The organism is Bordetella flabilis (genome assembly GCF_001676725.1).
Taxonomy (GTDB): Bacteria; Pseudomonadota; Gammaproteobacteria; order Burkholderiales; family Burkholderiaceae_B; genus Bordetella_C; species Bordetella_C flabilis.
Genome location: NZ_CP016172.1, coordinates 1864100 through 1888234 on the forward strand (window position 1 = coordinate 1864100; position 24135 = coordinate 1888234).

23 protein-coding genes are annotated in these 24135 nt (G+C 66.5%); 7 read left to right on the plus strand and 16 right to left on the minus strand.

Annotated elements, in window-relative coordinates; genetic code table 11:
• The first annotated feature begins 8 nt into the window (after window positions 1-8).
• The 3 genes from manD to BAU07_RS08145 all read left to right on the plus strand — a co-directional run bounded on the left by manD (window position 9) and on the right by BAU07_RS08145 (window position 3403).
• Window positions 9-1217, plus strand: coding sequence for a D-mannonate dehydratase ManD (manD, locus tag BAU07_RS08135; protein WP_066655852.1), 1209 nt, complete (start codon window positions 9-11; stop codon window positions 1215-1217).
• Between the two features lie 46 nt (window positions 1218-1263).
• Window positions 1264-2613, plus strand: a complete 1350-nt coding sequence (locus BAU07_RS08140) for an MFS transporter (RefSeq protein ID WP_066655861.1) — start codon at window positions 1264-1266, stop codon at window positions 2611-2613.
• Between the two features lie 61 nt (window positions 2614-2674).
• Entirely contained in the window at window positions 2675-3403 is a 729-nt protein-coding gene (locus BAU07_RS08145) for a GntR family transcriptional regulator (RefSeq protein ID WP_066655863.1), read from the plus strand.
• Between the two features lie 20 nt (window positions 3404-3423).
• On the opposite strand, the gene BAU07_RS08150 is transcribed toward BAU07_RS08145, so the two are convergent.
• The 8 genes from BAU07_RS08150 to BAU07_RS08185 all read right to left on the minus strand — a co-directional run bounded on the left by BAU07_RS08150 (window position 3424) and on the right by BAU07_RS08185 (window position 13279).
• On the minus strand, window positions 3424-4449 hold the full coding sequence (locus tag BAU07_RS08150) for a response regulator (RefSeq protein WP_066655865.1): 1026 nt from the start codon (window positions 4447-4449) through the stop codon (window positions 3424-3426).
• 17 nt (window positions 4450-4466) lie between these two features.
• Window positions 4467-5492 carry a chemotaxis response regulator protein-glutamate methylesterase gene (cheB, locus tag BAU07_RS08155; protein WP_066655868.1) on the minus strand — a complete coding sequence of 342 codons (1026 nt, stop codon included), beginning with the start codon at window positions 5490-5492 and terminating at the stop codon, window positions 4467-4469.
• Entirely contained in the window at window positions 5489-7876 is a 2388-nt protein-coding gene (locus BAU07_RS08160; protein WP_066655871.1) for a hybrid sensor histidine kinase/response regulator, read from the minus strand. The genes cheB and BAU07_RS08160 overlap by 4 nt, the downstream gene beginning before the upstream one ends.
• Window positions 7877-7907: 31 nt before the next feature.
• Entirely contained in the window at window positions 7908-8564 is a 657-nt protein-coding gene (locus tag BAU07_RS08165) for a chemotaxis protein CheW (RefSeq protein ID WP_066655874.1), read from the minus strand.
• Window positions 8557-9855 (minus strand): CheR family methyltransferase, encoded by a 1299-nt coding sequence (locus tag BAU07_RS08170; RefSeq protein WP_066655877.1) that lies wholly within the window; start codon window positions 9853-9855, stop codon window positions 8557-8559. Before BAU07_RS08170 ends, BAU07_RS08165 begins: the two co-directional genes overlap by 8 nt.
• Window positions 9852-10376, minus strand: coding sequence for a chemotaxis protein CheW (locus BAU07_RS08175; RefSeq protein ID WP_066665059.1), 525 nt, complete (start codon window positions 10374-10376; stop codon window positions 9852-9854). Before BAU07_RS08175 ends, BAU07_RS08170 begins: the two co-directional genes overlap by 4 nt.
• Window positions 10377-10387: 11 nt before the next feature.
• On the minus strand, window positions 10388-12019 hold the full coding sequence (locus BAU07_RS08180; RefSeq protein ID WP_066665060.1) for a methyl-accepting chemotaxis protein: 1632 nt from the start codon (window positions 12017-12019) through the stop codon (window positions 10388-10390).
• 120 nt (window positions 12020-12139) lie between these two features.
• Entirely contained in the window at window positions 12140-13279 is a 1140-nt protein-coding gene (locus BAU07_RS08185) for a GNAT family N-acetyltransferase (protein WP_066655880.1), read from the minus strand.
• Window positions 13280-13337: 58 nt separating this feature from the next.
• Between BAU07_RS08185 and BAU07_RS08190 the strand changes: the two genes are divergently transcribed.
• Entirely contained in the window at window positions 13338-14171 is an 834-nt protein-coding gene (locus BAU07_RS08190) for a ferritin-like domain-containing protein (protein WP_066665061.1), read from the plus strand.
• Between the two features lie 46 nt (window positions 14172-14217).
• Here BAU07_RS08190 and BAU07_RS08195 read toward each other — a convergent pair whose 3' ends face one another.
• The 7 genes from BAU07_RS08195 to BAU07_RS08225 all read right to left on the minus strand — a co-directional run bounded on the left by BAU07_RS08195 (window position 14218) and on the right by BAU07_RS08225 (window position 20816).
• Complete coding sequence (locus BAU07_RS08195; protein ID WP_066655883.1) at window positions 14218-15225, minus strand: Ldh family oxidoreductase; 1008 nt, start codon at window positions 15223-15225, stop codon at window positions 14218-14220.
• 22 nt (window positions 15226-15247) lie between these two features.
• The gene (locus tag BAU07_RS08200; protein WP_066655893.1) at window positions 15248-16177 is read right to left on the minus strand and encodes a hydroxyacid dehydrogenase; all 930 of its coding nucleotides are present in this window, start codon (window positions 16175-16177) and stop codon (window positions 15248-15250) included.
• A 118-nt stretch (window positions 16178-16295) separates the two neighbouring features.
• A complete protein-coding gene (locus tag BAU07_RS08205) occupies window positions 16296-17315 on the minus strand; it encodes a Bug family tripartite tricarboxylate transporter substrate binding protein (RefSeq protein ID WP_066655895.1) in 1020 nt (339 codons plus the stop codon).
• A gap of 109 nt (window positions 17316-17424) precedes the next feature.
• Window positions 17425-18600 (minus strand): UxaA family hydrolase, encoded by a 1176-nt coding sequence (locus BAU07_RS08210; protein WP_066655897.1) that lies wholly within the window; start codon window positions 18598-18600, stop codon window positions 17425-17427.
• Window positions 18601-18640: 40 nt separating this feature from the next.
• Entirely contained in the window at window positions 18641-18922 is a 282-nt protein-coding gene (locus BAU07_RS08215) for a UxaA family hydrolase (RefSeq protein ID WP_066665063.1), read from the minus strand.
• Between the two features lie 159 nt (window positions 18923-19081).
• A complete protein-coding gene (locus BAU07_RS08220) occupies window positions 19082-19600 on the minus strand; it encodes a DinB family protein (RefSeq protein WP_066655899.1) in 519 nt (172 codons plus the stop codon).
• Between the two features lie 100 nt (window positions 19601-19700).
• Window positions 19701-20816, minus strand: coding sequence for a 3-deoxy-7-phosphoheptulonate synthase (locus BAU07_RS08225; protein ID WP_066655900.1), 1116 nt, complete (start codon window positions 20814-20816; stop codon window positions 19701-19703).
• 291 nt (window positions 20817-21107) lie between these two features.
• Between BAU07_RS08225 and aqpZ the strand changes: the two genes are divergently transcribed.
• Window positions 21108-21854: an aquaporin Z gene (gene aqpZ, locus BAU07_RS08230; RefSeq protein WP_232338327.1), complete on the plus strand. Its 747-nt coding sequence runs from the start codon at window positions 21108-21110 to the stop codon at window positions 21852-21854.
• A 299-nt stretch (window positions 21855-22153) separates the two neighbouring features.
• Complete coding sequence (locus tag BAU07_RS08235; RefSeq protein WP_232338267.1) at window positions 22154-22588, plus strand: NUDIX hydrolase; 435 nt, start codon at window positions 22154-22156, stop codon at window positions 22586-22588.
• A gap of 159 nt (window positions 22589-22747) precedes the next feature.
• Here BAU07_RS08235 and BAU07_RS08240 read toward each other — a convergent pair whose 3' ends face one another.
• On the minus strand, window positions 22748-23257 hold the full coding sequence (locus BAU07_RS08240; RefSeq protein ID WP_066655911.1) for a GNAT family N-acetyltransferase: 510 nt from the start codon (window positions 23255-23257) through the stop codon (window positions 22748-22750).
• Between the two features lie 343 nt (window positions 23258-23600).
• Between BAU07_RS08240 and BAU07_RS27115 the strand changes: the two genes are divergently transcribed.
• On the plus strand, window positions 23601-23843 hold the full coding sequence (locus BAU07_RS27115) for a hypothetical protein (protein ID WP_157122115.1): 243 nt from the start codon (window positions 23601-23603) through the stop codon (window positions 23841-23843).
• The last annotated feature ends 292 nt before the right edge of the window (window positions 23844-24135 follow it).

The following is a 24135-nucleotide window of genomic DNA, read 5'->3' on the forward strand; positions in this document are numbered from 1 at the left end:
GAGCGCCTATGAAAATTATCCATGCCGAGGTCATCGTCACGTGCCCCGGCCGCAATTTCGTTACCTTGAAAGTGGTCACGGACCAGGGCGTGTACGGCATCGGCGATGCCACGCTGAACGGGCGCGAACTCGCCGTCGCGTCGTACCTGAAGGATCATGTCTGCCCAGTCCTGATCGGACGTGACCCGCGCAACATCGAAGACACGTGGCAGTACCTCTACAAGGGGGCGTACTGGCGACGCGGGCCCGTGACGATGTCGGCCATCGCGGCGGTCGACATGGCGCTGTGGGACATCAAGGGAAAGATGGCGGGCATGCCGCTCTACCAACTGCTGGGCGGCGCTTCGCGCGAGCGTGTGATGGTCTATGGCCACGCCACGGGCCGCGATCTGCCGGAAGCGCTGGACAAGTATGCGGAGCATATCGACCAAGGTTTCCAGGCCATACGCATCCAGTGCGGCGTGCCCGGCATGCAATCGGTCTATGGGGTCACCAAGGGTGGAGGGGCGTACGAACCCGCGACCAAGGGTTGGCCCCAAGAGGAGTCCTGGTCCAGCGAAAAGTACCTGGACTTCATCCCACGGCTGTTCGAGGCGGTGCGCGACCGGTTCGGCTTCGAAACCCACCTGCTGCATGACGTGCATCATCGGCTCACGCCTATCGAGGCCGCCCGGCTGGGCAAGGCCCTGGAGCCTTATCGCCTGTTCTGGATGGAAGATCCCACGCCAGCGGAGAACCAGGAGGCTTTTCGCCTGATCCGCCAGCACACCGTGACGCCCATCGCGGTGGGGGAGATTTTCAACAGTATCTGGGACTGCAAGCAGTTGATAGAGGAACAACTGATCGACTACATCCGCACCACGGTCACCCATGCCGGCGGCATCACGCATATGCGCCGCATCGCCGATTTCGCCTCGATGTACCAGGTGAGGACGGGCGCCCACGGGCCGTCGGACCTGTCGCCGGTCTGCATGGGCGCGGCGCTGCACTTCGACCTGTGGGTGCCCAATTTCGGGGTGCAGGAATACATGGGCTACCCGCAGGCCGCCCTGGATGTATTTCCCCATGCCTGGGAATTCCGGCAAGGCAGCATGCACCCGGGCGATGCGCCCGGACTGGGCGTGGATATCGACGAAAAACTGGCGGCCCGCTACCCCTATGAGCCGGCCTATCTGCCGGTGGCGCGGCTGGAAGACGGCACGCTGTGGAATTGGTAGGTGGGCTGCGGCCCTGACCCATAACGATCTATCCAGTGGAGCAGACATGAGCACCCTACGCAGCGCGGCCGTCCAGCCCGCGCCTACGAACGCGCCGACCACCATGCTGCGGCGTGCCGCCGTGGCGTCGACCATCGGCACCGCGGCCGAGTACTACGACTTTTTCGTCTATGCCACGGCGGCGGTGTTGTTCTTCGGCAAGCTGTTCTTTCCGAGTTCGGACCCCATGGTGGGGACGTTCGCGGCATTCGCCACCTATGCGGTGGGCTTTCTCGCGCGGCCGATTGGCGGCGTGGTGTTCGGGCACTTCGGTGACCGGCTGGGCCGCAAGAAGGCGCTGGTCGTGACCATCCTGATCGTCGGGTTGGGCACTTTCGTCATCGGCCTGATGCCGACGTATGACGAGATCGGCTTCTGGGCGCCGCTGGCCCTGGTCCTGATCCGCATCCTGCAGGGTTTCGGCGTGGGCGGCGAACAGGCCGGGGCCGTGCTGATGACGGCCGAGTATGCGCCGCGCCAGCGCCGCGGTTTCTACGCGAGCTGGGTGCAATTGGGCGCCCCGGCGGGGTTCCTGCTCCCGGCGGGCCTGTTCGCGCTGCTGACCTCCACGCTCACGGAAACCCAGATGCTGGCATGGGGGTGGCGCATCCCCTTCCTGCTTAGCCTGCTGCTGGTCATCATCGGCCTGTATGTGCGCTTGCGCATCGACGAATCGCCGGTGTTCGACGAGATCCGCAAGACCCGCGCGGTGGAGTCGCGGCCGGTGGTGGAAGTCCTGCGGGCCTACCCCGGCATCATCACCAAGGGCGTGTTCGCCAAGCTGGTCGAGGCATGCGCCTTCGCCATGTACAGCACCATCGTGCTGGCCTACGGCAAGGCCAACCACCTCAACGATGCGTGGCTGCTGCAAAGCATCCTGCTGGCCGTCGGCATCGAGCTGTGCACCATCCCGTTGGCCGGCTGGCTTTCGGACAAATTCGGCCGCCGCCCGGTGTATATGGCAGGCGCGGTCGTGCAGATCATCATGGTGGTGCCGTTCTTCCTGATGCTGGATTCGGGCAGCCGGCTGTTGACCCACCTGGCCATGATCCTGGTCCTGTCGGTGGGCCACGCCTTGTCCTATTCACCCCAGGCCTCGATGTTCCCGGAGCTGTTTCCGACGCGCGTGCGATGCAGCGGCATCGCCCTGATATGGCAGATCGGCTCGTTGATCGGCAGCGGCATCCTCGGCCTGTTGGCGGTCAAGATCATCCAACTGAGCGGCGGCCACTACGCGGGGCTGGCGGTCTATATGCTGGTGCTCGGGGTGGCATCGCTGCTGGCATTGCGCCTGCTGCCGGAGACGGCCCCGGTAGGCCGCGGCGGCACCGACCTGCATGACTGGGGCCAGCGCTGAAGAGGGCTGGCGCAAGCGCAACGATATACTCCGCCACGGTACAGGTGGATGGGACAGTGACATGGTGACCGCGCGCAAGACATCGAACGGCGGGCTGGCTTTGCTGCCCGCCTTGGCCGGGACCCTCGCGCCGGTCAACCAGCAGATCTACCGCGCGTTGCGCGAAGCCATCGTCAAGGGCATCTTCCCGCCCGGGTCGCCGCTGTCGGAAAAGGACATCTCCGAGCGATTCGGTGTATCGCGCCAACCGGTGCGCGAAGCCTTCATCAAATTGGGCGAGGCCGGCCTGGTGCAGGTGTTGCCGCAGCGCGGCACCTTCGTGATGCGCATTTCGCCCAAGCGCGTGGAGGATGGGCGTTTCATCCGCGAAGCGGTCGAAGTCGCCGTGGCGGCGCGCGCGGCGCAACACGTCACGGCTGCGCAGCTCGACGCCATGGCCGAGCAGCTGGCGCTGCAGCGCCGCGCCGCGCGGGACAACGATACGGCCGCCTTCCTCGACCTGGACGACGCGTTTCACCAGGCGATCGCCGGCGCCGCGGACTGTCCCTCGGTATGGCAGACCATCGAGAACATCAAGGCGAATATGGACAGGGTGCGTTATCTTAGCCTGGGCGAGGTCTCGCCCCTGCCGATGTTGATCGCGCAGCACGAGGCGATATTCCAGGCCCTGCATGCCGGCGATCCGCAGGCCGCGCAAGCCGCCATGCAGCACCATCTGCGGGAACTGACCATGTCGTACGCGCCGATACGCGCGCGCAATCCGGATTGGTTCGGCGCGGAGGACGTGTAAGGCGCCGCACGAACGACGCTTCAGGCGGGATCGGGATCGTTCTGTCCCATGACGCGATTGCGACCGTGGCGCTTGGCGTTGTAGAGGCCGCGGTCCGCCGCGTCGATGATCTGCGTGTACCGGTCCAGCCGGTCCGGCACCAGGGTGGCGATCCCCACGCTGACCGTCAGCCACTCGGATGTCGATGAATCGCGGTGAGGGATGTGCAGTCCTTCGATGGAGCGACGTATCTTCTCCGCCACCAGCCGGGTGCCCGCCGACGAGGTGCCAGGCAGGACGACGGTGAACTCCTCCCCGCCGAAGCGCGCCGACAAGTCGGTGGACCTGTCGCAGCAGCTGCCGATGGTATGGGCCACCTTCTTGAGTACCTCGTCGCCCGCCATGTGGCCGTAGGCGTCGTTGTAGCTCTTGAAATGGTCCACGTCGATCATCAGCATGCTGATCTCGGTCTGCTCGCGCATGGCGCGTTTCCATTCGGCGCTCAGGTAGCTGTCGAAGTAGCGGCGGTTGGCCAGGCCCGTCAGTCCGTCGGAATTGGTGAGCCGGCGCAGCTCCAGGTTGATTTCCATCAATTGCTGCTGGCTCTCGCGCAGCGCCCGGTACGCTTCGTCGCGCTGCTGCATGGCCTGGTAGGAGCGGGAGTGATAGCGGATGCGCGCGACCAGTTCGATGGTGTCGGGCAGCTTCACCAGGTAGTCGTTGGCGCCGGCGCTGAAGGCGGCGCTCTTGACGGCTGCATCTTCCTTGGAGGACAGCACGATGATCGGAATGTCGCGCGTGGCGGGGTTGGCGCGATAGGCGCGCACCAGCGTCAATCCGTCCACGCCGGGGAGCACCAGGTCCTGCAGGATGACGGTGGGCCGCGTCTGCGTGGCGACGTTCAGCGCCTCCTGCGGGTCGGGGCAGAAGTGAAAGTCCAGGTTCGGCTCATGGGCCAATGCACGACGTATGGCTTCGCCGACCATGACCTGGTCGTCGACCAGCAGCACCATCGCGTTCTGCGGCTTGTTGTCGAGGCCCGCCGTATAGTCGATGACAGGTTCCATGCTGTTTCCTTTGGCCGTCAAGTCGGCATATGCGCGAATCGTATCGCCAGTCGCTCCGCGATGCGTTCCAACGGCGTGATTTCGACGGCCGCGTCCAGTTCGGCAGCCGCTTTCGGCATGCCATAAACCGCACTGCTGGCGCGGTCCTGCGCGATGGTCAGGAAGCCGCGCTCGCGCATGGTTTTCAAGCCCTGGGCGCCATCCCTGCCCATGCCTGTCAACAGGACGCCCACGGCGTCCCCGCGCCAGAATTCGGCCACGCTCTTGAAGAACACGTCGATCGAGGGCCGGTACAGGCCTTCAAGCGGCTCCCGCGTGTAGGTCAGCGTGCCGTCGCCCTGCATGACGAGATGGTCATCGGTGCCCGCCAGCAGCACGGTGCCGCCGAGCGGCGTGTCCCCGGGCATGGCCAGCCGCACCGGCATGGCGACCTGTTCGTCCAGCCAGCGCGCCATGTCCTGCGCAAAGCTGGCGTCCACATGCTGTACCAGGACGATGCCGGCCGGGAAGTCCAGGGGCAGGCCCTTGAGCAGCAGGGCCAGGGAAGGGGGGCCGCCGGCGCTGGCCCCGATGACGACCAACTGCTTGTGCGACGTCACGCCAGCCGGCGCGCGACCCTGCCGGGGCGTGCGCCGGGGCCGGTCGTAGGCGCCGATCAGCCAGCCCGCATTGCGGATCTTGCGCAACAGCGGCGCGGCGTGCGCGGCCAGGTCGGCCCCCGTGGGCGCGGGAACTTCGATGGCATCGAGTGCGCCGTAGCCCATCGCATCGAACACATGGGCGGTCTGGCCGTCGACGTCGGTGGCGGCGATGATGATGGCGCATGGTGAGGCCGCCATGATGCGACGCGTCGCTTCCGCGCCGTCCATGACTGGCATGGCCAGCTCCATGAGCACTACATCGGGCCGCGCGGCGGCGCATCGCTCCACCGCTTCCGCGCCATTGGAGGCGACCCAAGCCACGCTGAGATCCGCGTCCAGCGCCAGGACCTTGCGCAGCGCTTCCACTGCGGCGGGTTTATCGTTGACGATGCCTATTTTCACGTACCTGCCTGCCCGATGAGATCCGCGACGGCCTCCAGCAGCGCATCGTCGTGGAAGCTGCTTTTGCCCAGATAATAGTCCGCGCCGGCATCCAGCCCGCGCTGGCGGTCTTCCGGCCTGTCCTTGTAGGACACTACCATGACATGCATGGATTGCAAGCGGGGGTCCTTGCGGATGAGCGTGACCAGCTCGATGCCGTCCATGCGCGGCATGTCCACGTCGGTGACGATCAGGTCGAAATCCTGGGCACGCACCATGTTCCACCCGTCCATGCCGTCGACCGCCACGGCCACGTCATAGCCGCGGTTGACGAGCAGCTTGCGTTCCAGCTCGCGCACCGTCAGGGAGTCGTCGACCACCAGGACGCGTTTGCGCCGTGCCGGTGCCATGGGGGCCGCATCGGCGCCGACGCGCTGCAGGCCTCCGCTGGCCACCAGTTTTTCGATGGTGCGGATCATATCCTCGACGTCCAGGATCAGCACGGGCGTGCCGTCCTCCATGATCGCGCCGGCCTGTACGTCCTGCAGCTTGCCCAGACGGGGATCCAGCGGCTGCACCACCAGGGTCTGCTCGGCGACGAAGCGGTCCACCGCGACGCCGTAATTGCGCCCCTGGTGATCGTCCAGCAACACGACCGGAACCGGGTCGGCCAAGGCGGCCGGGTTCGCATACTGCAGTACCTGGCTGGCGCCGACCAGACCGACCTGCCGGCCGTCGTGCGGGAAATGCTGGCGCCCTTCCAACTGCTCGATGGCTGTGCGCGGCAGGCGCAGCGCGCGCGATACATAGGCCAGTGGAAAGGCGTAGCGCTCGCCGCCGATGTCGACGATGAGGCTGCGCACCACGGACAGCGACAGCGGCAGCTCCAGCGTGAACCGCGTGCCCGCGCCGCTGCGCTGGTGCACGCGGACCGCGCCGCGCAGCTGGCGCGCCATGTCGTGGACCACATCCAGCCCGACCCCGCGTCCGGAAATTTCCGTGACGGCGGCCCGCGTGGTGAAGCCGGGCAGAAACAGGAAGGCCAGCACCTCGGTTTCGCTGAGCGTCTCCACGGTCTGCTGCGCGGCCAGGCCACGCTGGACAATCTCGTTCCGCAAGCGCACCTGGTCGATGCCACGGCCATCGTCGCTGACCTCCACGCGCAACATGCCGGCGCTATGGCGCGCTTCCAGGGTGATGGTGCCTTGTTCCGGCTTGCCCGCCGCCCGCCGTTCAGCGGGCGTCTCGATGCCGTGGTCCAGGGCGTTGCGCAGCAGGTGGGTCAGCGGGGCATCCAGGCGCTCCAGGATGTCACGGTCGACCCGCGTGGCCGTGCCCTGGATATCGAGGTGCGCCTGCTTGCCCAGGGTGCGTGCAAGGTCGCGCACCATGCGCGGCAGGCTCGACACGGCGTCGCCGAAAGGGCGCATGCGGCAGGCCAGCGCCGTGTCGTACAGGCGCTGGCCCAGGTCCCCGATGCGCCAGCCGAACTGGTCGGCCTGGGCCATGCGGTCCGCCAGTATCCGCTGGCACGCGCCGGCCTGCTGGCGCGCCTGGGCGATGCCGTCTTCCAGTGCCGTGCCGGCCGCCCGGTGCTGCAGGCTCTCCAGCAGCGCCGCCAGATGGTCATGCATGCGCTTGAGCGGCAGCAGGGAGTTGGCGAAGGGTGTGAGCCGATGGGCTTCTACCAGGGTTTCGCTGGACAGCCCCAGCAGTTCGTCCAGCGTGCGTGCCGTGACGCGCAGCGCACGGGCCTCGCCGGCTCCTTGCGCGCGCGCTGACGCGGCGTCGGACACGTTGCCTGGCGCGTCCGTGGCGCGCGCAAGGCGCGCGGGCTCCGGGGTCTCGGCGGATATCGCATGGCGCGGCGCGGGCGGCTGCTCCGGGACCCCGGTGAACGGCGATGCGGCGGCCTCGGGATGCGGGCCTTCCCGGGCGGCCGCTGGGCCAGGCGATGCGGCCGCCCGGGATGTGGCAGGGGGAACCGGCGCGGCGGGTGTGTCCGGCCGCGGCGCAGGGGAGCCATGAGCCGGCACGGCAAGCGAGGCCACGAAGGCCTCGGCGGCGGCAGCGTCCGCCTGCGGGTCTTCCCCCGGCATGTTGCGCAACAGATCGGTGCCGCGCAACAGCATGTCGACGGCGCCGGCATCCAGGGTGCGGCCGGCCTGGGCCTCGACCAGGCGGTCTTCCATGGCATGCGCGACCCGTACCGGCGCTTCCAGGCCGACAATGCGGGCGGCGCCCTTGAGCGAATGCGCGGCGCGCATGCAGGCCGCGAGATGCGCTGCCTCCGTGGGATCGCGTTCCAGGGCCAGCAAGCCGCTGTCGAGCACCTGCACCTGGCCGCGTACCTCCATCTTGTACAGGTCGACCAGCGACGCGTCACGCATGTTGTCCGGAGTCATGTCGCCGCCTCCTGTGCTTGCCGACGGGCTTTCATCCCAGTCTCCCTTCGATCGCCTGCACGAGGCGGGCGTCGTCCAGCAGGCCGACGGTGCGTTCGGCGTGCCGGATGACACCGCGCACGTAATGCGTTCCCGACACGGTGCGGGGCAGCGGCCCGATGCCCGACAGGGACACGGCCCGGATACCGTCGATGTCGTCCACCGGGACGACCAGGGCGCCACTGCCTCCGCCCATGACGAGCATGCGGGGCGTTGGTTTGTCGCGCGGGTCATCCGGGGTGGCGGGCGGGAGGTCCAGCAGGACCGCCAGGGAGACGCAGGGAAGCAGGCGCCCGCGGACATTGCATACGCCCAGCACCATGCCCGCGCGGCGCGGCAGCGCGTGCACCGGACGCAAGGGCGTGACTTCCGCAAGCGCTGCGGTGGGCAGGGCCAGCCACTCCGCATGCAGGCGGAACACCAGCACGGGCAAGGTCGCTTCCGGCTCCGGCGTGGCCGCCGGGTCGGCAATGGAGGCGGCCTGCTGCAGGGTGGGAGCGACCCGGGTCAGCAGGGTTCTGGCCGATGCGGCATACACCGGGCAGTGCCGGCAATGGATGTGAGTCTGCAGGCGCTCACAGGAGCGGTCCCCCCGGATGCCGATGCGATTCCAGCAGTCGTCGATGGGCGCGGGAGCGGGCTCATGCATCGCTGTTCTCGCGGCGCGCCGCGCGCGCTCTCAGTTGTCCGGCGTAGGCGCTGTCGCCGCGCGTCTCCAGCAGCGAGGCCAGATGCAGCAGGGCCTGCCGGTGCCCGGGGTCCAGGTACAGGGTCTTGCGGTAGGCGGCTTCCGCGGCTGCCGGCAGGCCGGCGGCATCGTCGAGCAGGGCCAACAGATAATAGGCGTCGGCCGATGCGCCGTGCGCCTGGATGTGCGCCTCGGCCGCGACGCGCGCTTCGTCCAGGCGCCCTGCATCCGCCAGCGACTGTATCGCTGCGAACGCCTGCGAGGTCTCGCTTGCCGCAGGCGGAGCAGCAGGCGGCCCCGCACGGGCGGGCGCGCGCGGCGCCGCGGAGGCAGTGGCGCGCGGGGCGTTGCCGCGGTCCACCACCATGAAGGGCCGGCGGCTGGACGGCGGCCCGGCCCTGTCCGCCCTGGCCTTGGCGGGGCCGCCGGGCGCCCGGCCCGGCGCGGCAGCCGGTTCGACCGATTCCACCGTAGCGTTATGGAAGGCGAAGGCGCGCGGCGCGTCGATCTGACGCATGCCCAGGCGCGTCAACAGGCTGGCCTCGGCGGGTCCGACGAAGATCACTCCGTCGGCGCGGCAAAGCCGCCGCAGCACCCGCACCGCTGCTTGCTGCGTGGGATCGTCGAAGTAGATAAGCAGATTCCGGCAGAACACGAAATCATGTGCATCCGAGGGCAACGCAAGCGCCGGGTCCAGAAGGTTGCCAGTCTGGAACCGCACATGGGCCCGCACGCGCGGCGCGACAGAATAGCCCTGCGGCGTCTCGGTGAAATGCCGCGCCCGGAATCCCAGCTCGTCGCCGCGAAAGGCATTGCGGCCGTAGACGCCCTGTTCGGCGCGGGCCACCAAGCGTGCGCTGATGTCCAGGCCCAGCACGGTGTAGCGTTCCGGGTCGACACCGGCGTCGAGCAAGGCCATGGCGATCGTGTAGGGCTCTTCGCCGCTGGAACAGGGCAGGCTGAGAATGCGCAGCGCCTTGCCCTGCGCCACGCGCTGGCGCGCCAACTGCGCCAGGGTGTCCATGGATTCCGCATGCCGGAAGAAGGACGTTTCCGGTACGACGACGGTCTCGATCAATTCCTGCTGTTCGCGCGCCGAGCCTGCCAGGAGTTCCCAATAGGCCGCCTCATCGCCCCGGGTGCACGCCATGGCGCGCTGGCGCACCGCCCGCGCGACCGCGGCCGCACCGATGGAATCCGCATCCAGCCCCATCGTTCGCTTGAGCAGCCCGCTGAAGTCCGTTGCCGTCATGGCGCAGCCCCCGCCTGCTCGGCATCCTGGAACAAGCGCTCGCGCACCGATGCGGGCAACAGGTCCGCGATGCGCACGCATTGCACCATCCCGCGGGCGTCGGCAAGCACCGGGCCCAGGTAAGGCGCATCGCGGTTGTCGAGCCCATAGGACTGGAACTCTTCGGTATCGTAATGCACGGTTTCCGTGGCGTGCTCCAGCAGCAAGCCCAGATGCCGTCCCGCGGCACCAGGCGTCGGTCGGTAGGCGACTACCGCAAGCCGCGTACTTGCCTGTACAGCCGCCGCCTGGGCGGTGGCCAGCGCCGATAAGTCGACCACCGGAACCGGCTCGCCCCCATACAGGAGAATGCCGGCCACCCAGGCAGGCGCGGCCGGAAGGCGCTTCAGGGGCATCAGCGGCAGGATCCGTACGATGTCGGACGCCGCCAGGGCATAGCGCTCCGTGCCGATATCGAAACGCAGGAACAGCCGGCGAGTGCGTGTGCCCGAGGTGCGCGCCCGCGGCCCGGGCGAGGCCATGGCGTCGCCCATCACACGCGGAAACGGCTCACGCTGCCGCGCAGCTCCCCGGCGACCGCGTTCAGGTCGTCGATGGCCACGCTGGACTGGCGCAGCGATTCCACCGTCTGCTGCGTCGCGTCGGCCAACTGCGTCAGCGCCTGGTTGATCTGTTCGGCGCCGGTGGCCTGCGCCTGCATGCCCTCGTTGACCATTTGCACGCGCGGCGCCAGGGTCTGCACGTGCTCGATGATCTGGGCCAGTTGCTCACCGACCTGCTGCATCTCCGACATGCCACGCCGAACCTCTTCGGAGAACTTGTCCATGCCCATGACGCCGGCCGCCACGGAGGACTGGATCTCGCGCACGATCTGCTCGATATCGTAGGTGGCCACCGCGGTCTGGTCCGCCAGGCGGCGTATCTCGGTGGCGACCACGACGAATCCGCGTCCATATTCGCCGGCTTTCTCCGCCTCGATGGCGGCGTTCAGCGACAGGAGGTTGGTCTGGTCGGCGACCTTGTTGATGGTCGTCACGACCTGGTTGATGTTGCCGGCCTTTTCGTTCAAGACCGCCAGTTTTGCATTGACCGAGCCGGCCGCGTCCACGACGGTGCGCATGGTGCTTTCCATGCGCGCCAGGTCGTGGTGGCCTTCGTCGGCCAGGGCAGCCGTCTGGTCCGCCGCTCCGGAGACCTCGTTCATGGTGCGCACCAGGTCGCGCGAAGTGGCCGCGATTTCGCGGGAGGTCGCACCGATCTCGGTGGTGGTCGCGGCCACTTCGGATGCGGTGGCCTGCTGTTCCTTGGAGGTCGCGGCGATCTGCGTGACCGACGTGGCGACCTGGATGGCCGAGCGCTGCGATTTGCCGACCAGGTCCGTCAATTCGTCGGCCATGCGGTTGAAGCCCGCCTCGATGGCATTGAACTCGTCGCGCCTGCCCAGGTCCAGCCGCTGGGAGAAATCGCCCGCGCCGAACGCCGCCAAACCGTCCACGATGCCTCGCATGGGCCGTGTGATGGCGCGCATGAGCAGGTAGCCGCACAACACCGCGGCCAGCAGCGCAAAGACCAGCCCGGTCAGCATGATGCCTTCCGCGTGTCGCAGTGCCTGCAGAATCCTGTCGATCGCCGCATCGGCACGCTGGCGGTTCTCCATGACCATCTTGTCGGTGATCGCGCGGCCTGCCTGGAACACCGGCGCCAACTGGTCGCGTACGATGGACAGCGCCCGGGGCACGTCGCCGTTCTGGCTTGCCGTGAGCACGGTGTCCTCGATCTGGCGGTAGGTCGCCAGTTGGCGCTTGAAGTCATCGTACGTGGCCTGGTCGTCGTGGATGAAGGCAGTGGCCTCATAGCCGCGCATCTGGGTGTCGAGCTGGGCCTGCGCGCGCCCCACGATGGAACGCAGCGTCGCCGCGCTGTCGCCGCCAGGCCGCTGTGATTGCCCCATTAGTCCATCTTCGAGCGCCTGGTAGGCATCGCGCCAGGCCTCCCGCATGTCGTTGCTGTAGCGCAGGCCGGGCAGGGAATCGGCTCTCATGCTCTGCGCGTCGCGCTCGATCGCCAGCAGCCGCACATAATCGACGATCACCATAAGCAGCATGATGGCCAGCACGGCCGCGAAACTGGCATGAATCCGCCGCTTCAAGGACTGGTTCTTCATTTTGGCGATGGGACGATGTCGGATGGATGGGGAGCCGACACAATACGCTGCCGCCATGCCGCTTTTCAAGCAGTGCGTGCCCGGAACCACGGTACGGGTGCCTGGCGTGGCGCCCGCGCCTCAGTCGTGGCCGTCCGCCTTGAAGGGCGTATGGGTCGCCAATTCCTCGCGATAATCGCCAACCGCCGCGCCTTCCCGGTCGAGGAAATCGGCGATGGCGCCGGCAAAGCGGCGGTCGGCGATCCAGTGTGCCGAGCAGGTCGGCGTGGGCAACAGGCCGCGAGCCATCTTGTGTTCCCCCTGCGCGCCGCCTTCGAAGCGGGACAGCCCATGGGCGAGGCAGTACTCGATGCCTTGCACATAGCAGGTCTCGAAATGCAGCCCCGGCACGAAGACGCGCGCGCCCCAGTGACGTCCGTACAGCGCCGTGCCGTCCGTCACGTTCAGCGCGGCCGCAATGGGCTCGTCCTGGCGGCCGGCAAGAATCAGCACGAAGGCATCCGGCTGGGCCCCGTGCGCACGCCGGAAGAAATCCAGGTTCAGGTAGGGCGCCGACCCGTGATTGCGATAGGTGTCCACATAGCAATCGTGGAAGAAACGCAACGCCTCGTCGTCGATGTCCGGGCCGCGCAGCCATCGAAAGCTGATGCCGGCGGCGGCCACGCGCTTGCGGTCTTGGCGCAATTTCTTGCGTTTGTCGTGGTTCAGCGCGCCCAGGAAGGCTTCGAAATCGCGATATCCCTGGTTCTCCCAATGGAACTGGACGCCATGCCTGACCATATAGCCCGCTTCCTGCAGGGCGGGCATATCGTCGGCCGAAGGGAACAGGACGTGCAGCGAGGACAGCTTCAGGCGCCGCGTGAGCTCGATGGCGCCGCGCGCCAGCACGACGCGGTCTTCATGGGAGGCGGCCAACAGGCGCGGCCCGGTGACCGGCGTGAAGGGCACCGCGGACAGCAGCTTCGGGTAGTAGTGCAGGCCATGTCGCTCGAAGGCGTCCGCCCAGATGTAGTCGAACACGTATTCGCCGCGCGAATGCGACTTCACGTAGAGCGGCATTGCGCCGGCCAGGGCATCGCCGCGCCACAGGCTGAGGAAATACGGCGCCCAACCCGTGCCGGGCGCAGCACAGCCGGTATCGTGCAGCGCGGACAAAAAGGAATGCTGCAGGAAGGGCTGGTTGCCGGCCAGTGCGTTCCAGCGGGCCGGATCCAGTTCGCTCAGCGATTCGAGGACTTGCAGGCGTGGGGCGGCGGTCATGGTGATCGGTGCGGAGGCATGCAGTATAGGCGAGGCGGTTTTCAAGTACGCTTGCGCGATGAACGATGCTGCGCCACGCGTTTCGGCCCCTGCGGCCGAAACCCTCGAACTGCGACGCCAGGCCCTGCGGGCATTGGCGCTCACGTCCTGGTCCGACAAGCTGCTCGCCGTCGAGGCACTGTCGCCGGACATCGCCGTGGACGGCGATGCAGCCCTCGACGCGCCGCCCGGGCTTCCCGGCCGGCCCGTACGCCCCGATCTGGTGTCGCCCGCCGGGCTCAAGCCCCGGCCGGTCGGCACGCCGGCCGGCCGGGCGGCCCTGATCCATGCGCTGGCGCACATCGAATTCAATGCCATCAACCTGGCCCTGGACATCGTCTGGCGATTCGCCGGCATGCCTCAGGCTTTCTATCGCGACTGGGTGCGCGTCGCCCGGGAAGAGGCCGGTCATTTCGCCCTGCTGAACGCGCACCTGGCGACGCTGGGGTACGCCTATGGCGATTTCCCGGCACACAACGGGCTGTGGGAGATGGCGGAAAAAACCCAGGACGACCTGCCAGCCCGCTTGACGCTGGTCCCCCGCATCCTGGAGGCGCGGGGCCTCGATGCGTCGCCGCAGATCCGCAATAAGCTCGCCGCCGTGGGCGACGACGCCGGCGCGGCCATCCTGGACATCATCCTGCGCGATGAGATCGGGCACGTGGCCATCGGCAATCGCTGGTGGCGTCACCTGTGTGATATGCGCGGCAAGGAGGGCGTGGCCTGGCATGCCGAACTCGCGGCGCAATACGCTGCGCCGCGCCAGCGCGGGCCGTTCAATCTGGAGGCACGGCGTGCCGCAGGCTTCGATGAGGACGAACTGGCGGCGCTGGTGGCGCCGCCCCGGCCGTGACGAAGGTAGCCCGCTCGCCCCTATAACAACGCCCCGCGGCCCGTCCCTACGTCCGTTTGGCCAATTGGTTCATTTCCGCGAGCAGGGCGTCGGGCACATTCACCCCTTGTGCCCGGGCTTTTTCCTCCAGCCCCGCACGGCGTTGCCCCGGCAGGCGCACGCCGGTATCGGCCAGCATGGCGGCCACCAGCGTTTCCACGCGTTCCAGGTAGACATCGCGTCCCGCGACCGCGTCCGGATCCAGCACCAGGAAGGCTTGTCCGATGCGCGCGCGGTTGCCTTCCTCGGTGAAGAACGAATCCGCTTCGAAGCCGAAGTGCGCACCAGTCAGTGCGCACGCCAGTAGTTCGACGACCAGCGCCAGCATGGCGCCCTTGGCGCCACCCATGGGCAGCATGCTGCCCGCCAGCCCGGCCTTGGGATCCGTGGTGGGTTGGCCGTCGGCATCCAGCGCCCAGCCCAAGGGAATGTCCTTGCCTTCGCGGGCCGCCACCATGAGTTTGCCGCGCGCGACTTCCGACAGCGACAGGTCGATGACCAGGGGCAGTCCGTCGCGACGCGGAAACGCGGCAGCGATGGGATTGGTGCCGAACAGTGCGCGCTTGCCGCCCCAGGCGGGCATGGCGGCCGGCGAGTTGCCCATGGCCAATCCCACCATGCCGGCGCGCGCCACGGCGTCCAGGTGATAGGCCGCGACGCCGAAATGATGGCTGTTGCACACGCCGGCGAAGGCCACGCCGTGCGTGCGGGCACGCGTCATCGCTTGCTCGATCGCCAGCGCGCACGCCGAGAATGCCAGTCCGTCGTTGGCGTCCACCAGCACGGCGCCGCCGCGTTCACGCGCCACACGCGGCACGGCCCTGCCGTCGGCGCGTCCGTTGCGCAGATGCGTGGCATAGAAGGGCACGCGCGAGACGCCATGCGAAGCGATGCCCTGGCCTTCGGCATGGATCAATGCCCGCGCGGTGTCGCGGGCCATGTCGGGGCTGGCACCCGCGCCTTGCAGCGCGGCCACTGCCAATTCATACAGAGCATCGAGTTGGATAATCGCCATCTTTGTTCCCGGTGTCGGCTGGTCAGCCTTGCTTCAGTGTTTCCGCCACCCGTTGCGCGACCATGTCCGAGACCCTGGTATTGGCCTCCTGGCTCAGTCCCGCGACGTGCGGCGTCAAAATCAGGTTCGGCGCGCCTGCCAGCGGACTGCCGGCGGGCAGCGGTTCTTCGCCGAAGACGTCCAGGGCCGCGCCGCCCAGCTTGCCGCTGCGCAACGCCTGGGCCAGGGCCGCTTCATCCACGATGCCGCCGCGCGCCGTGTTGACCAGTACGGCGCCATCTTTCATGGCCCCGATGCGGCTGGCATCGAACAGATTGCGCGTACCCTCTGTCAAGGGAATATGGAGTGTGACGGCGTCCGACTGCGCGAGCAAACGCTCCATCGGGGCGGGCTCGACGCCGGTTTCGCGCCATACCGGATCGTCGTCGGCAAGCATGGGATCATAAGCCACGACACGCATGTCCAGGCCGCGCGCCAGTCGCGCCGTCAACCGCCCGATGCCGCCGTAGCCGACGATACCCAATGTCCGGGCGTTGACCTCGCGGCCATTGGAAAGCGCCGTTCGGGGCCAGTCGCCGTCGGCGACCGAGTTGCTGCTGTGATACGCGCCGCGTGTCAACATGAGGACGGTGGCCACCACGTATTCGGCGACGGCCCGGGCATTGGCGCCCGTGGCGGGGAGCACATGAATGCCCCGCGCCTTGCACCCCGCGACATCGATGTTGTCCAATCCCACGCCTAGCCTGCCGACCGCCTTCAGCATCGGCCCTGCCGCCAGCACGTCGGCATCCACGCGGGTCCGATTGCGCACGATGAGCGCATCCGCTCCGGCGACGGCCTGCAGCAATTCGGCGCGCCGGTCCACCAGGTCCGGCTCGTAGCGCACTTCGAAATCCCGCCGCAGAAGGTCAACGGCGGCGGTGTCCATGAATTCTGAAATGACGATGTGCATCGGTGCGGCTCGCTGGTCTGGGCAAGGTGGGACTGGTCGGCGACTTCGCCGACCCGTACTGCGCTAGCTGTACTCGTCCTGGCTCTACTTCGCCAGGCTTCAGGTGACGTGCTTGTCTTCAGCCGACCTGTATGTTGGCCTGCTGTATGGTTTTGGCCCAGCGCGAGACTTCTCCCGCCAGGTATTTCTTGAACTCGGCAGGTCCACGGGGTTGGGCAGTGAAGCCCAACTGGCTGAGGGTTTTCTGCATCTCGGGCTGGCTCATCTGCTTTTCGATGGCCTGGCCGATGCGCGCGACCAGCTCGGGCGGCGTATCCGCGGGCGCCATGACACCGGTGAAGTTTTCCACGATCAGGCCCGGCAAGCCGGCCTCCGCCACGGTCGGCACGTCGGGCAGGTCCGAACTGCGCTGCTTGGTGGTCACGGCCAGGGCGCGCAACTGCCCGCTCTTCACATACGCAAGCGATTCGGGGTAGTTGGAGAAAATTACGTCCAGCTGGCCGCCGATCAGGTCGGTGAGCGAGGGCGCGCCGCCCTTGTAAGGGACATGCAGGAGCTTGGTATCCGTCAGCTGCTGGTACAGGGCCAGCGTGAGGTGCGGCGGCGTCCCGTTGCCGCTAGAACCCGCCGACAGGGAGCCTGGCTTGGCCTTGGCCGCGCGGGTCAGATCGTCCAGCGTCTTGATATCGCTCTTGGCGTTGACGACGATCATCATCGACGAAGACGCCAGCCCGGCCAGCGGCACCAGGTCTGTCATCAGGTCGTATCCCGCCTTGCCCTTGAACAAGGTGGCGTTCGCGGCGTGCGACATGGTGATCGCCAGCCAGGTATAGCCGTCCGCCGCCGCGCGTGCGACGTAGGCCGCGCCGATGTTGGCGCTGCCGCCAGGCTTGTTCTCCACGACGATGTTCCAGCCCTCGGCGGACGTCACCGACTTCGCGACTTGCCTGGCCGCGACGTCGGTCAGGCCGCCGGGCGGGAAGGGAACCACGTAGTTGATGGGCTTGTCGGGCCATTTGCCGCCCTGCGCGAGCGCCCGCGACATGGGCGTCAACATGGCGATACTGGCCGCGCCCAGGGCGCCCAGCGTGGAACGGCGGCCGGCCGAAATCGGCAGATCCGTGGATATGCGCTTCATGGGGGTGTCTCCTCCAATGCGTGATCGACACTGCCGCGCTTGGCGGCGGTGTCGGGATGGCGCCCGGCCATCTATGGGCCGGTGCGCCAGGTATCGCGAGCGTGGGGTGTCAGGCGCTTTCGAACAGCCGGGTCAGCACGAATTCGCGATGGCCCAGGGCCTCGGCCGAAGTCCAGCGTCCGTTGGCCGTGGCGAGCATGCATTCGAGCAGCTTATCGCCGGCCTGGTCCAGGTCCATGTCGCGCTGCAGCAGTCCGCAGGTATCGACGTCGATGTGTTCAGACATCGTCCGTACCGTGCGCGGGTTGGCGCAAATCTTGATGACCGGAAGGATGGGGTTGCCGATGACGTTGCCCTGTCCCGTGGGGAAGAAGTGGACGACATAGCCGGAAGCCGCGCACAGCGTGACCATTTCGGCCGCTGCCGAAGACGAGTCCATGAACCACAGTCCCGGATGATCGGGTGTTTCGGCTTTGTCGATGACGCCATCGACCTTGCACTTCTTGCCGATCTTCTGGATGTTGCCCATGGCCTTTTCTTCGATGGTGGTCAGGCCGCCGGCAATATTCCCCTTGGTGGGCTGGGACTCCGAGAGATCGCTGGTTTTCCAGCGGTCGATCATCTTCTGGTAGCGATCGAACATGAACATGAAGCGTTCGCGCACGGCATCGTTGGCGCAGCGCGCCGCCACGATGTCCTCGCCGCCCGTGATCTCGGACGTCTCGCCGAACACCAGCGTGGTGCCCAGCGGATACAGCTTGTCAAAGGCATTGCCCACGGTCGGGTTGGCGCCACAGCCGGAGGTCGTGTCCGACTCGCCGCACTTGGTGGATACCCACAGGTCGCTGATGGGGCATTCCGTGCGCTCCAGCGCGGTGGCGTAGTGGACGAATTCCTTCGCCGCCTTGGACGCGCGCATGATGGTGTCCAGGTCGCCGTGCAGTTCGATCGAGAACCCGGCGACCGGCTTGCCCGTGGTCGCAATGGCGTCGACGATCCGCTTGGTCCAGCCTTCCTCGATGCCGATCACAACGACGGCGGCGACATTGGGATTGCAACCGGTGCCGATCAGCGTGCGGAAATGCAGTTCCAGGTCTTCACCGAACTGCAGTCGGCCATAGGGGTGGGGCAGGGCCATGGTGCCCTTGATATTGTTGGCGACCGCTTCGGCCGCGGCGTTCGAGATATCGTCCACGGGCAGCACGATGACGTGATTGCGTACGCCGACGCGGCCGTTGTCGCGGCGATAGCCGCGGAAGGTGGTGGATGCGGAAACGACAGCCATGAATTTTTCCTTGGGCGCGTGAATAGGGGAAGAGGAGCGCTTACCAGCGCTTGGTCTTGATGTTGTGGACGTGGGCGTGCTGGCCGGCCTGGATATCGGCCACCACCTTGCCGATGTCGACGCCGTACTTGAAAACGGTGTCGCCGGTTTTCATGTCCTTCATCGCGACCTTGTGCCCGATCGGTATGTCCTGCTTGGCCTTGACCTGGATGATCTTGTCTTCATCCATGATCCAGGCGTTCAGGTCTGTGCCGGCTGTGATGCCTTCCACCACGGCCACGGCAACCGTGTCCTTTGCGTCGTGCAATACGGCATGAATCATCTGTTTCCTCCTGGTGGGCGGCATGGCCGGATGCGTCCTGTCGCCGTGCCCGCTGTTGAACTTACGCGCCATCTTATTTTCGAATTTCATCCATGTCAACCAAATCATATATATGACTGCGTTGATTGCACTTTGGCCGCGCTGGGAAGCGGCGTTCCTTCAGGGACGGACCGGCGCCTGGCCGCGGACCCGCTTGTAGACGGGCAGGTCGACGCTGGGGCGGCGCGCCGGTATCTGCGTCAGCAGGTCGGCCACGAAGCCGCGGTGGTAGGTGCCGTGGTTCACGACGTGCAGCAGCATTTCGCCCAGGGACATGCGGCCGGCGTTACCGCCGATCAGCGCGAAGTCCTGTTCCCGCGCCAGCGTGGCGTCGGTCTGCGCCCCGGCCCAGGCGACATACCATTCGTCCATTTCCTGCTGGGCGGCCCACAACGCCTCGATTTCCGGATGCGTGACCACATTCAGGGCCGGCAGGCCATGCGGGCGGCCTTCGATATGAGCCTGCCAGATGCAATCGACCACATAGGTGTGGTTCAGGGTGTGCGCGATATTCTTGAACAGCGTCGGACGTTCCTTGTATATCTCTTCGGGCGGCAATGCCGTCACGATCGCGAAGGTTTCCTGGTTTGCCCACTTTTTATAGTCGGCGAGCGTGCGGGCGGCGGCGGGAGGCAGCATGGCGGTCATTCCTGAATGATGGCATCCGGTGACGCGCGGCCTGCGTCGGCCGGCGCACCACCTGCCAGCCAGCATACGCCGCCAAGCTGTAGAAAAACTGTCAGCCGCGCCGGGTTCGCACCGCCTGCGCCAGCTGACGCAGCACAGGTTCCGTCTGCGCCCAACCCAGGCAGGCATCCGTAATGGAGACGCCGCGGCGCAAGGGCGCGCCGGGGGTCAGGTCCTGCCGGCCTTCTTCCAGATGGCTTTCTATCATCACGCCGATGATGCGACGGTCGCCGCCGGCGATCTGGCTTGCCAGATCGGCCGCCACATCGGCCTGCCGGCTGTGCGACTTGTTCGAATTGGCGTGCGAGCAATCCACCATGACCTGTTGGCGCAGCCCCGCGCGGGCAAGGATCGTCGCGCATGCATCGATGCTGGCGGCATCGTAGTTGGGACCTTGCTTGCCGCCGCGCAGGATCACGTGCGTATCGTCGTTTCCACGCGTCTCGAAAATGGCGGCCATGCCCATCTTCGTCATTCCCATGAAGGCATGCGGAGCGCGTGCGGCGACGATGGCGTCGGCGGCGATCTGCACGCCGCCGTCCGTGCCGTTCTTGAAGCCCAGCGGACAGCTCAGGCCCGAAGACAGTTGCCGATGGCTCTGGCTTTCCGTGGTGCGGGCGCCTATGGCGCCCCAGGCGATAAGGTCGGCGATGAACTGGGGGCTGAGCAGGTCCAGGAATTCCGTGCCGGTGGGCAAGCCCATGTCCGCAATGTCGAGCAGCAGTTCGCGGGCGCGGCGCAGGCCTTCGTTGATGCGATAACTCCCGTCCAGGCGCGGGTCGTTGATGTAGCCCTTCCAGCCCACGGTCGTGCGCGGCTTCTCGAAGTACACGCGCATGACGATCAACAGATCCTCGGACAGCTCGTCGGCGGCGCACTTGAGCAGGCGGGCGTAGTCCATGGCCTGGTCATGGTCGTGGATGGAGCAGGGCCCCACCACGGCTACCAGGCGGTCGTCGCGCCCATGCAGGATATCGGCGATGGCGCCGCGCGTGCCTTCCACCAGGTCCTGGATGGCGGGCGACACCGGCAATTCGTCCAGCAGCAGGGCGGGGGAAATCAGCGGCCGCACCGCGCCGATGCGTACGTCGTCGATGCGGGTGGTATCCAGCGTGGAGTCGGCATTGCCGACTTCGCGGTCATGAGAAGGGTCGTCCAGGCGATTCACGGCTTACTCCGGCGGAATCCGCGATTATTGCACCGCTGCGCCAAGGCTGCTGCGGTACCCATGAGCCGTGCCCGGCCGTGCCCGTGCGCGGCACGTATTGTGGGCGCGGTGCTCAAGGGCCGTGCTCATCCAGTGGCTACGCGATTTGTCACATTCTTTGTACACTCGTCACGCTACCGCCGCTGTTACGTTTGCCAACTGTGCTGGGCGGCGTCGGCACGTGGCCACGGCATCGTGGCTTGACTCGTCCAAGGCTTCATGGGGGCCGCGGACAGCAACACGCACGAGGAGATGATGATGGGCAAGCGTTGTTTCGCGGAGTTCCTGGGCACGTTCTGGCTGGTGTTTGGCGGCTGCGGCTCGGCGGTGCTTGCCGCCGCATATCCGCAACTGGGCATAGGTTTCGCGGGTGTGGCATTGGCGTTCGGACTGACCGTCGTCACCATGGCCTATGCGGTCGGACATGTCTCCGGCGGACACTTCAATCCCGCGGTGACGGTAGGCCTGTGGGCCGGAGGGCGCATCCCGGCCAAGGATGTCGCCCCGTATGTGATCGCCCAGGTGATCGGCGGCATCGCGGCGGGCGCCGTGCTGTTCCTCATCGCCAGTGGCAAGACGGGCTTCGATCCGACGGCCGGTTTCGCGTCCAACGGCTATGGCGCCCACTCGCCCGGCGGCTATAGCCTGCTGGCGTGCATGGTGGCCGAACTCGTGCTGACGGCGTTTTTTCTTATCGTCATCCATGGCGTGACGGACAAGCGCGCCCCTGCCGGGTTCGCTCCGCTCGCCATCGGGCTGGCCCTGACCTTGATCCACTTGATCAGCATTCCGGTGACCAACACATCGGTCAACCCGGCGCGCAGCACGGGGGTGGCCATTTTCCAGGGCAGCTGGGCGATCGCACAATTGTGGATGTTCTGGCTGGTACCGCTGGTGGGCGGCGTCCTGGGCGGCCTGATCTACCGCTGGCTGCTCGACGCGCCCGCCGACGCCCGAGTCACCGACCCGGTACCGGGAGCGGCTTCCGTCGCGAGCTGAGCGACGCTGCTTTGTCGGACCCCCCCGTGGGCCGGCCGCCCTGGCGCCACGGCGGCCGGGACGGTTTGGCCTTCGCGGGCACAAGACTGTTCCGTTGCTCAGGCTGATGGGAATTGCGAGGCTGCCTTGGCGCCGATGTATGAGGGCCGCGCGGTTGATCTGTTTCCGTTGTCAGGCGGGAACGGGGCTGCGCCCGGCGTTCTTGATAGACTTGACCGACTCGCCACGTGCCCGCATGCGCCGCACGGAGCGCATCCTGATCAATCACACGTATGGGCTTGGCCAGCGCAGGAATCCTGATGTACCGCCGCGGCAACAATGGGCTTGCCGTCTTGCTTGTCCATCCCGGCGGCCCGTTCTGGGCCAGGCGGGATACGGGCGCGTGGTCCATCCCCAAAGGGGAGGCGAATTTGGGCGAGCAACTTCGGGATGTCGCCGTGCGCGAATTCGCCGAAGAGCTCGGTGCACCGCCGCAGGGCCTGCTGCAACCCCTGGGTGAAGTGCGCCAAGCTGGCGGCAAGCGCGTTACGGCCTTCGCGGTGGAAGGCGATTTCGATACCGCGGCGCTGCGCAGCAACACCTTCGAGATGGAGTGGCCCCCGCGCAGCGGCCGCATCCGTACCTTCCCCGAAGTCGACCGCGCCGAGTGGTTTACCCTGCCGCTAGCCGCAGAAAAGATACTGGCAGGCCAACGGCCCCTGCTGGATCGTTTGCAGCAATTGATTGGGGAATAAATGGTCGGCTCGGCTATGGCGCAGTATGCGGACGTTTCCATAGGCGGCCGGCGCCGTTCCGTCTGTACCGCCCGGGACGGCTTTCCGGCACGTGGTCGGGCACGGCGGGACGGTGGAACGGTACGCCCGTCGAACCGTTGGTGCCATTCGGGATGGAGTTCAGGCCGGTAGGTGGGGGAGCAGCGCCCATCGCTCATGGTCGCGCCACACCTCATCTATGCGCAGATATTTCGGCGAGAAGCCTTCCTTCCTGAAGCCTAATCGACGCACCAATGCCAGCGAGGCGACATTGCCGGGTTGTATGTTGGCTTCCAGTCGATGCAGTCCCATGTCCACGAAGGCGAAGCGTATGGCCTCGCGCAGTGCAGCCGTCATCAGCCCCTGGCGGCTGAACTCGGACATTCCGTAATAGCCGAGATAGGCGCTGTTGAACGCGCCCGCCACAATCTCGTTCAGATTGATCACGCCAACCACGCGGTTCGATACGGATTCCCGTGCCACGAGACCGATGTTCGGGCCGGTGAGGCAGCGGTAGAACCAATTATCGAATCCAGCGACGTCGGTGAAAGGCGTCACCCAAGGCGAATGGTAGGCCTGGTTCGCAAGGTTGGCCGCAATCAGTTCCGCGGCATCGGCTCGGATAACGCGGCTCAAGTGGATGGCGCTCATGGTTCTCCATATGTCGTGGCAGGGCATGACTCGCCCCATGGCAGGCCAAGCTTATCTTGAGGCTTCGCGCGGCGCCTTTGCGGTGGCGTGTCCATTCCCGGAGAGGATTCTTCTATCGATTCAGGCGTCCCGGGGATTGGTGACATCCGGGCCCGGGTGATGAAATTTCGTTCCTTGCACGTGACCAGTGTCAATCCATGCGTCAACGCTGTGGCTGCCAGCACAACTCGATCGCGCCGTCTCCGTCTTCGGTCAGGTGGCGTGCAGTGGACAGCAGGACGTCGAGGGCGGGTTTGGGGGGGCATGCTACGATCCTTGCTGACATAAAAGGATGGAGAGAAGGATGAGCGCACGTGAAATTGATGGTTGGACTGTGTATAGCGGCGCGTTCCAATCGGGCGATGTGCCCGCAATTGCCGATGTCACGACTCAGAAGGAAGGCCGCCCTGATTCGGGCCGGTTCTTTCGAGTCGTCACGGATCACACGTTCCTGCAGCTTAGCGATGCGAAGACCGCTGCTGATGCTGTTGTGGAGCGCATCGAATCCGTCGATGAAAACGGGGTGCCTTACCCACTGACCTACTAAGGTCGTGGCGGCCAGGATGGCGCGCTCTTTCATTGACCGCCTCCTTGAGTGCCGCCGCTACAGGCTTACCGCCCTGGAATGTCCTGGCGTTGCGCTCTATGTCGTAAACGTCGCAGCCTGGAAGTGTCTTTAAACGCGGTCGCCCCGGGGTGAAAAGGATGGCCACGGTCTGCGCACTAAATCCTCGCGGTTCGCTTGACGCTCGTGCGAATCTGGTGCGAATTCGGTACGAAACCGTAGCCTGTCATAGACAGAAAAGGGCGGTACGGTGCTACCCGTCCGCCCTGTCTGT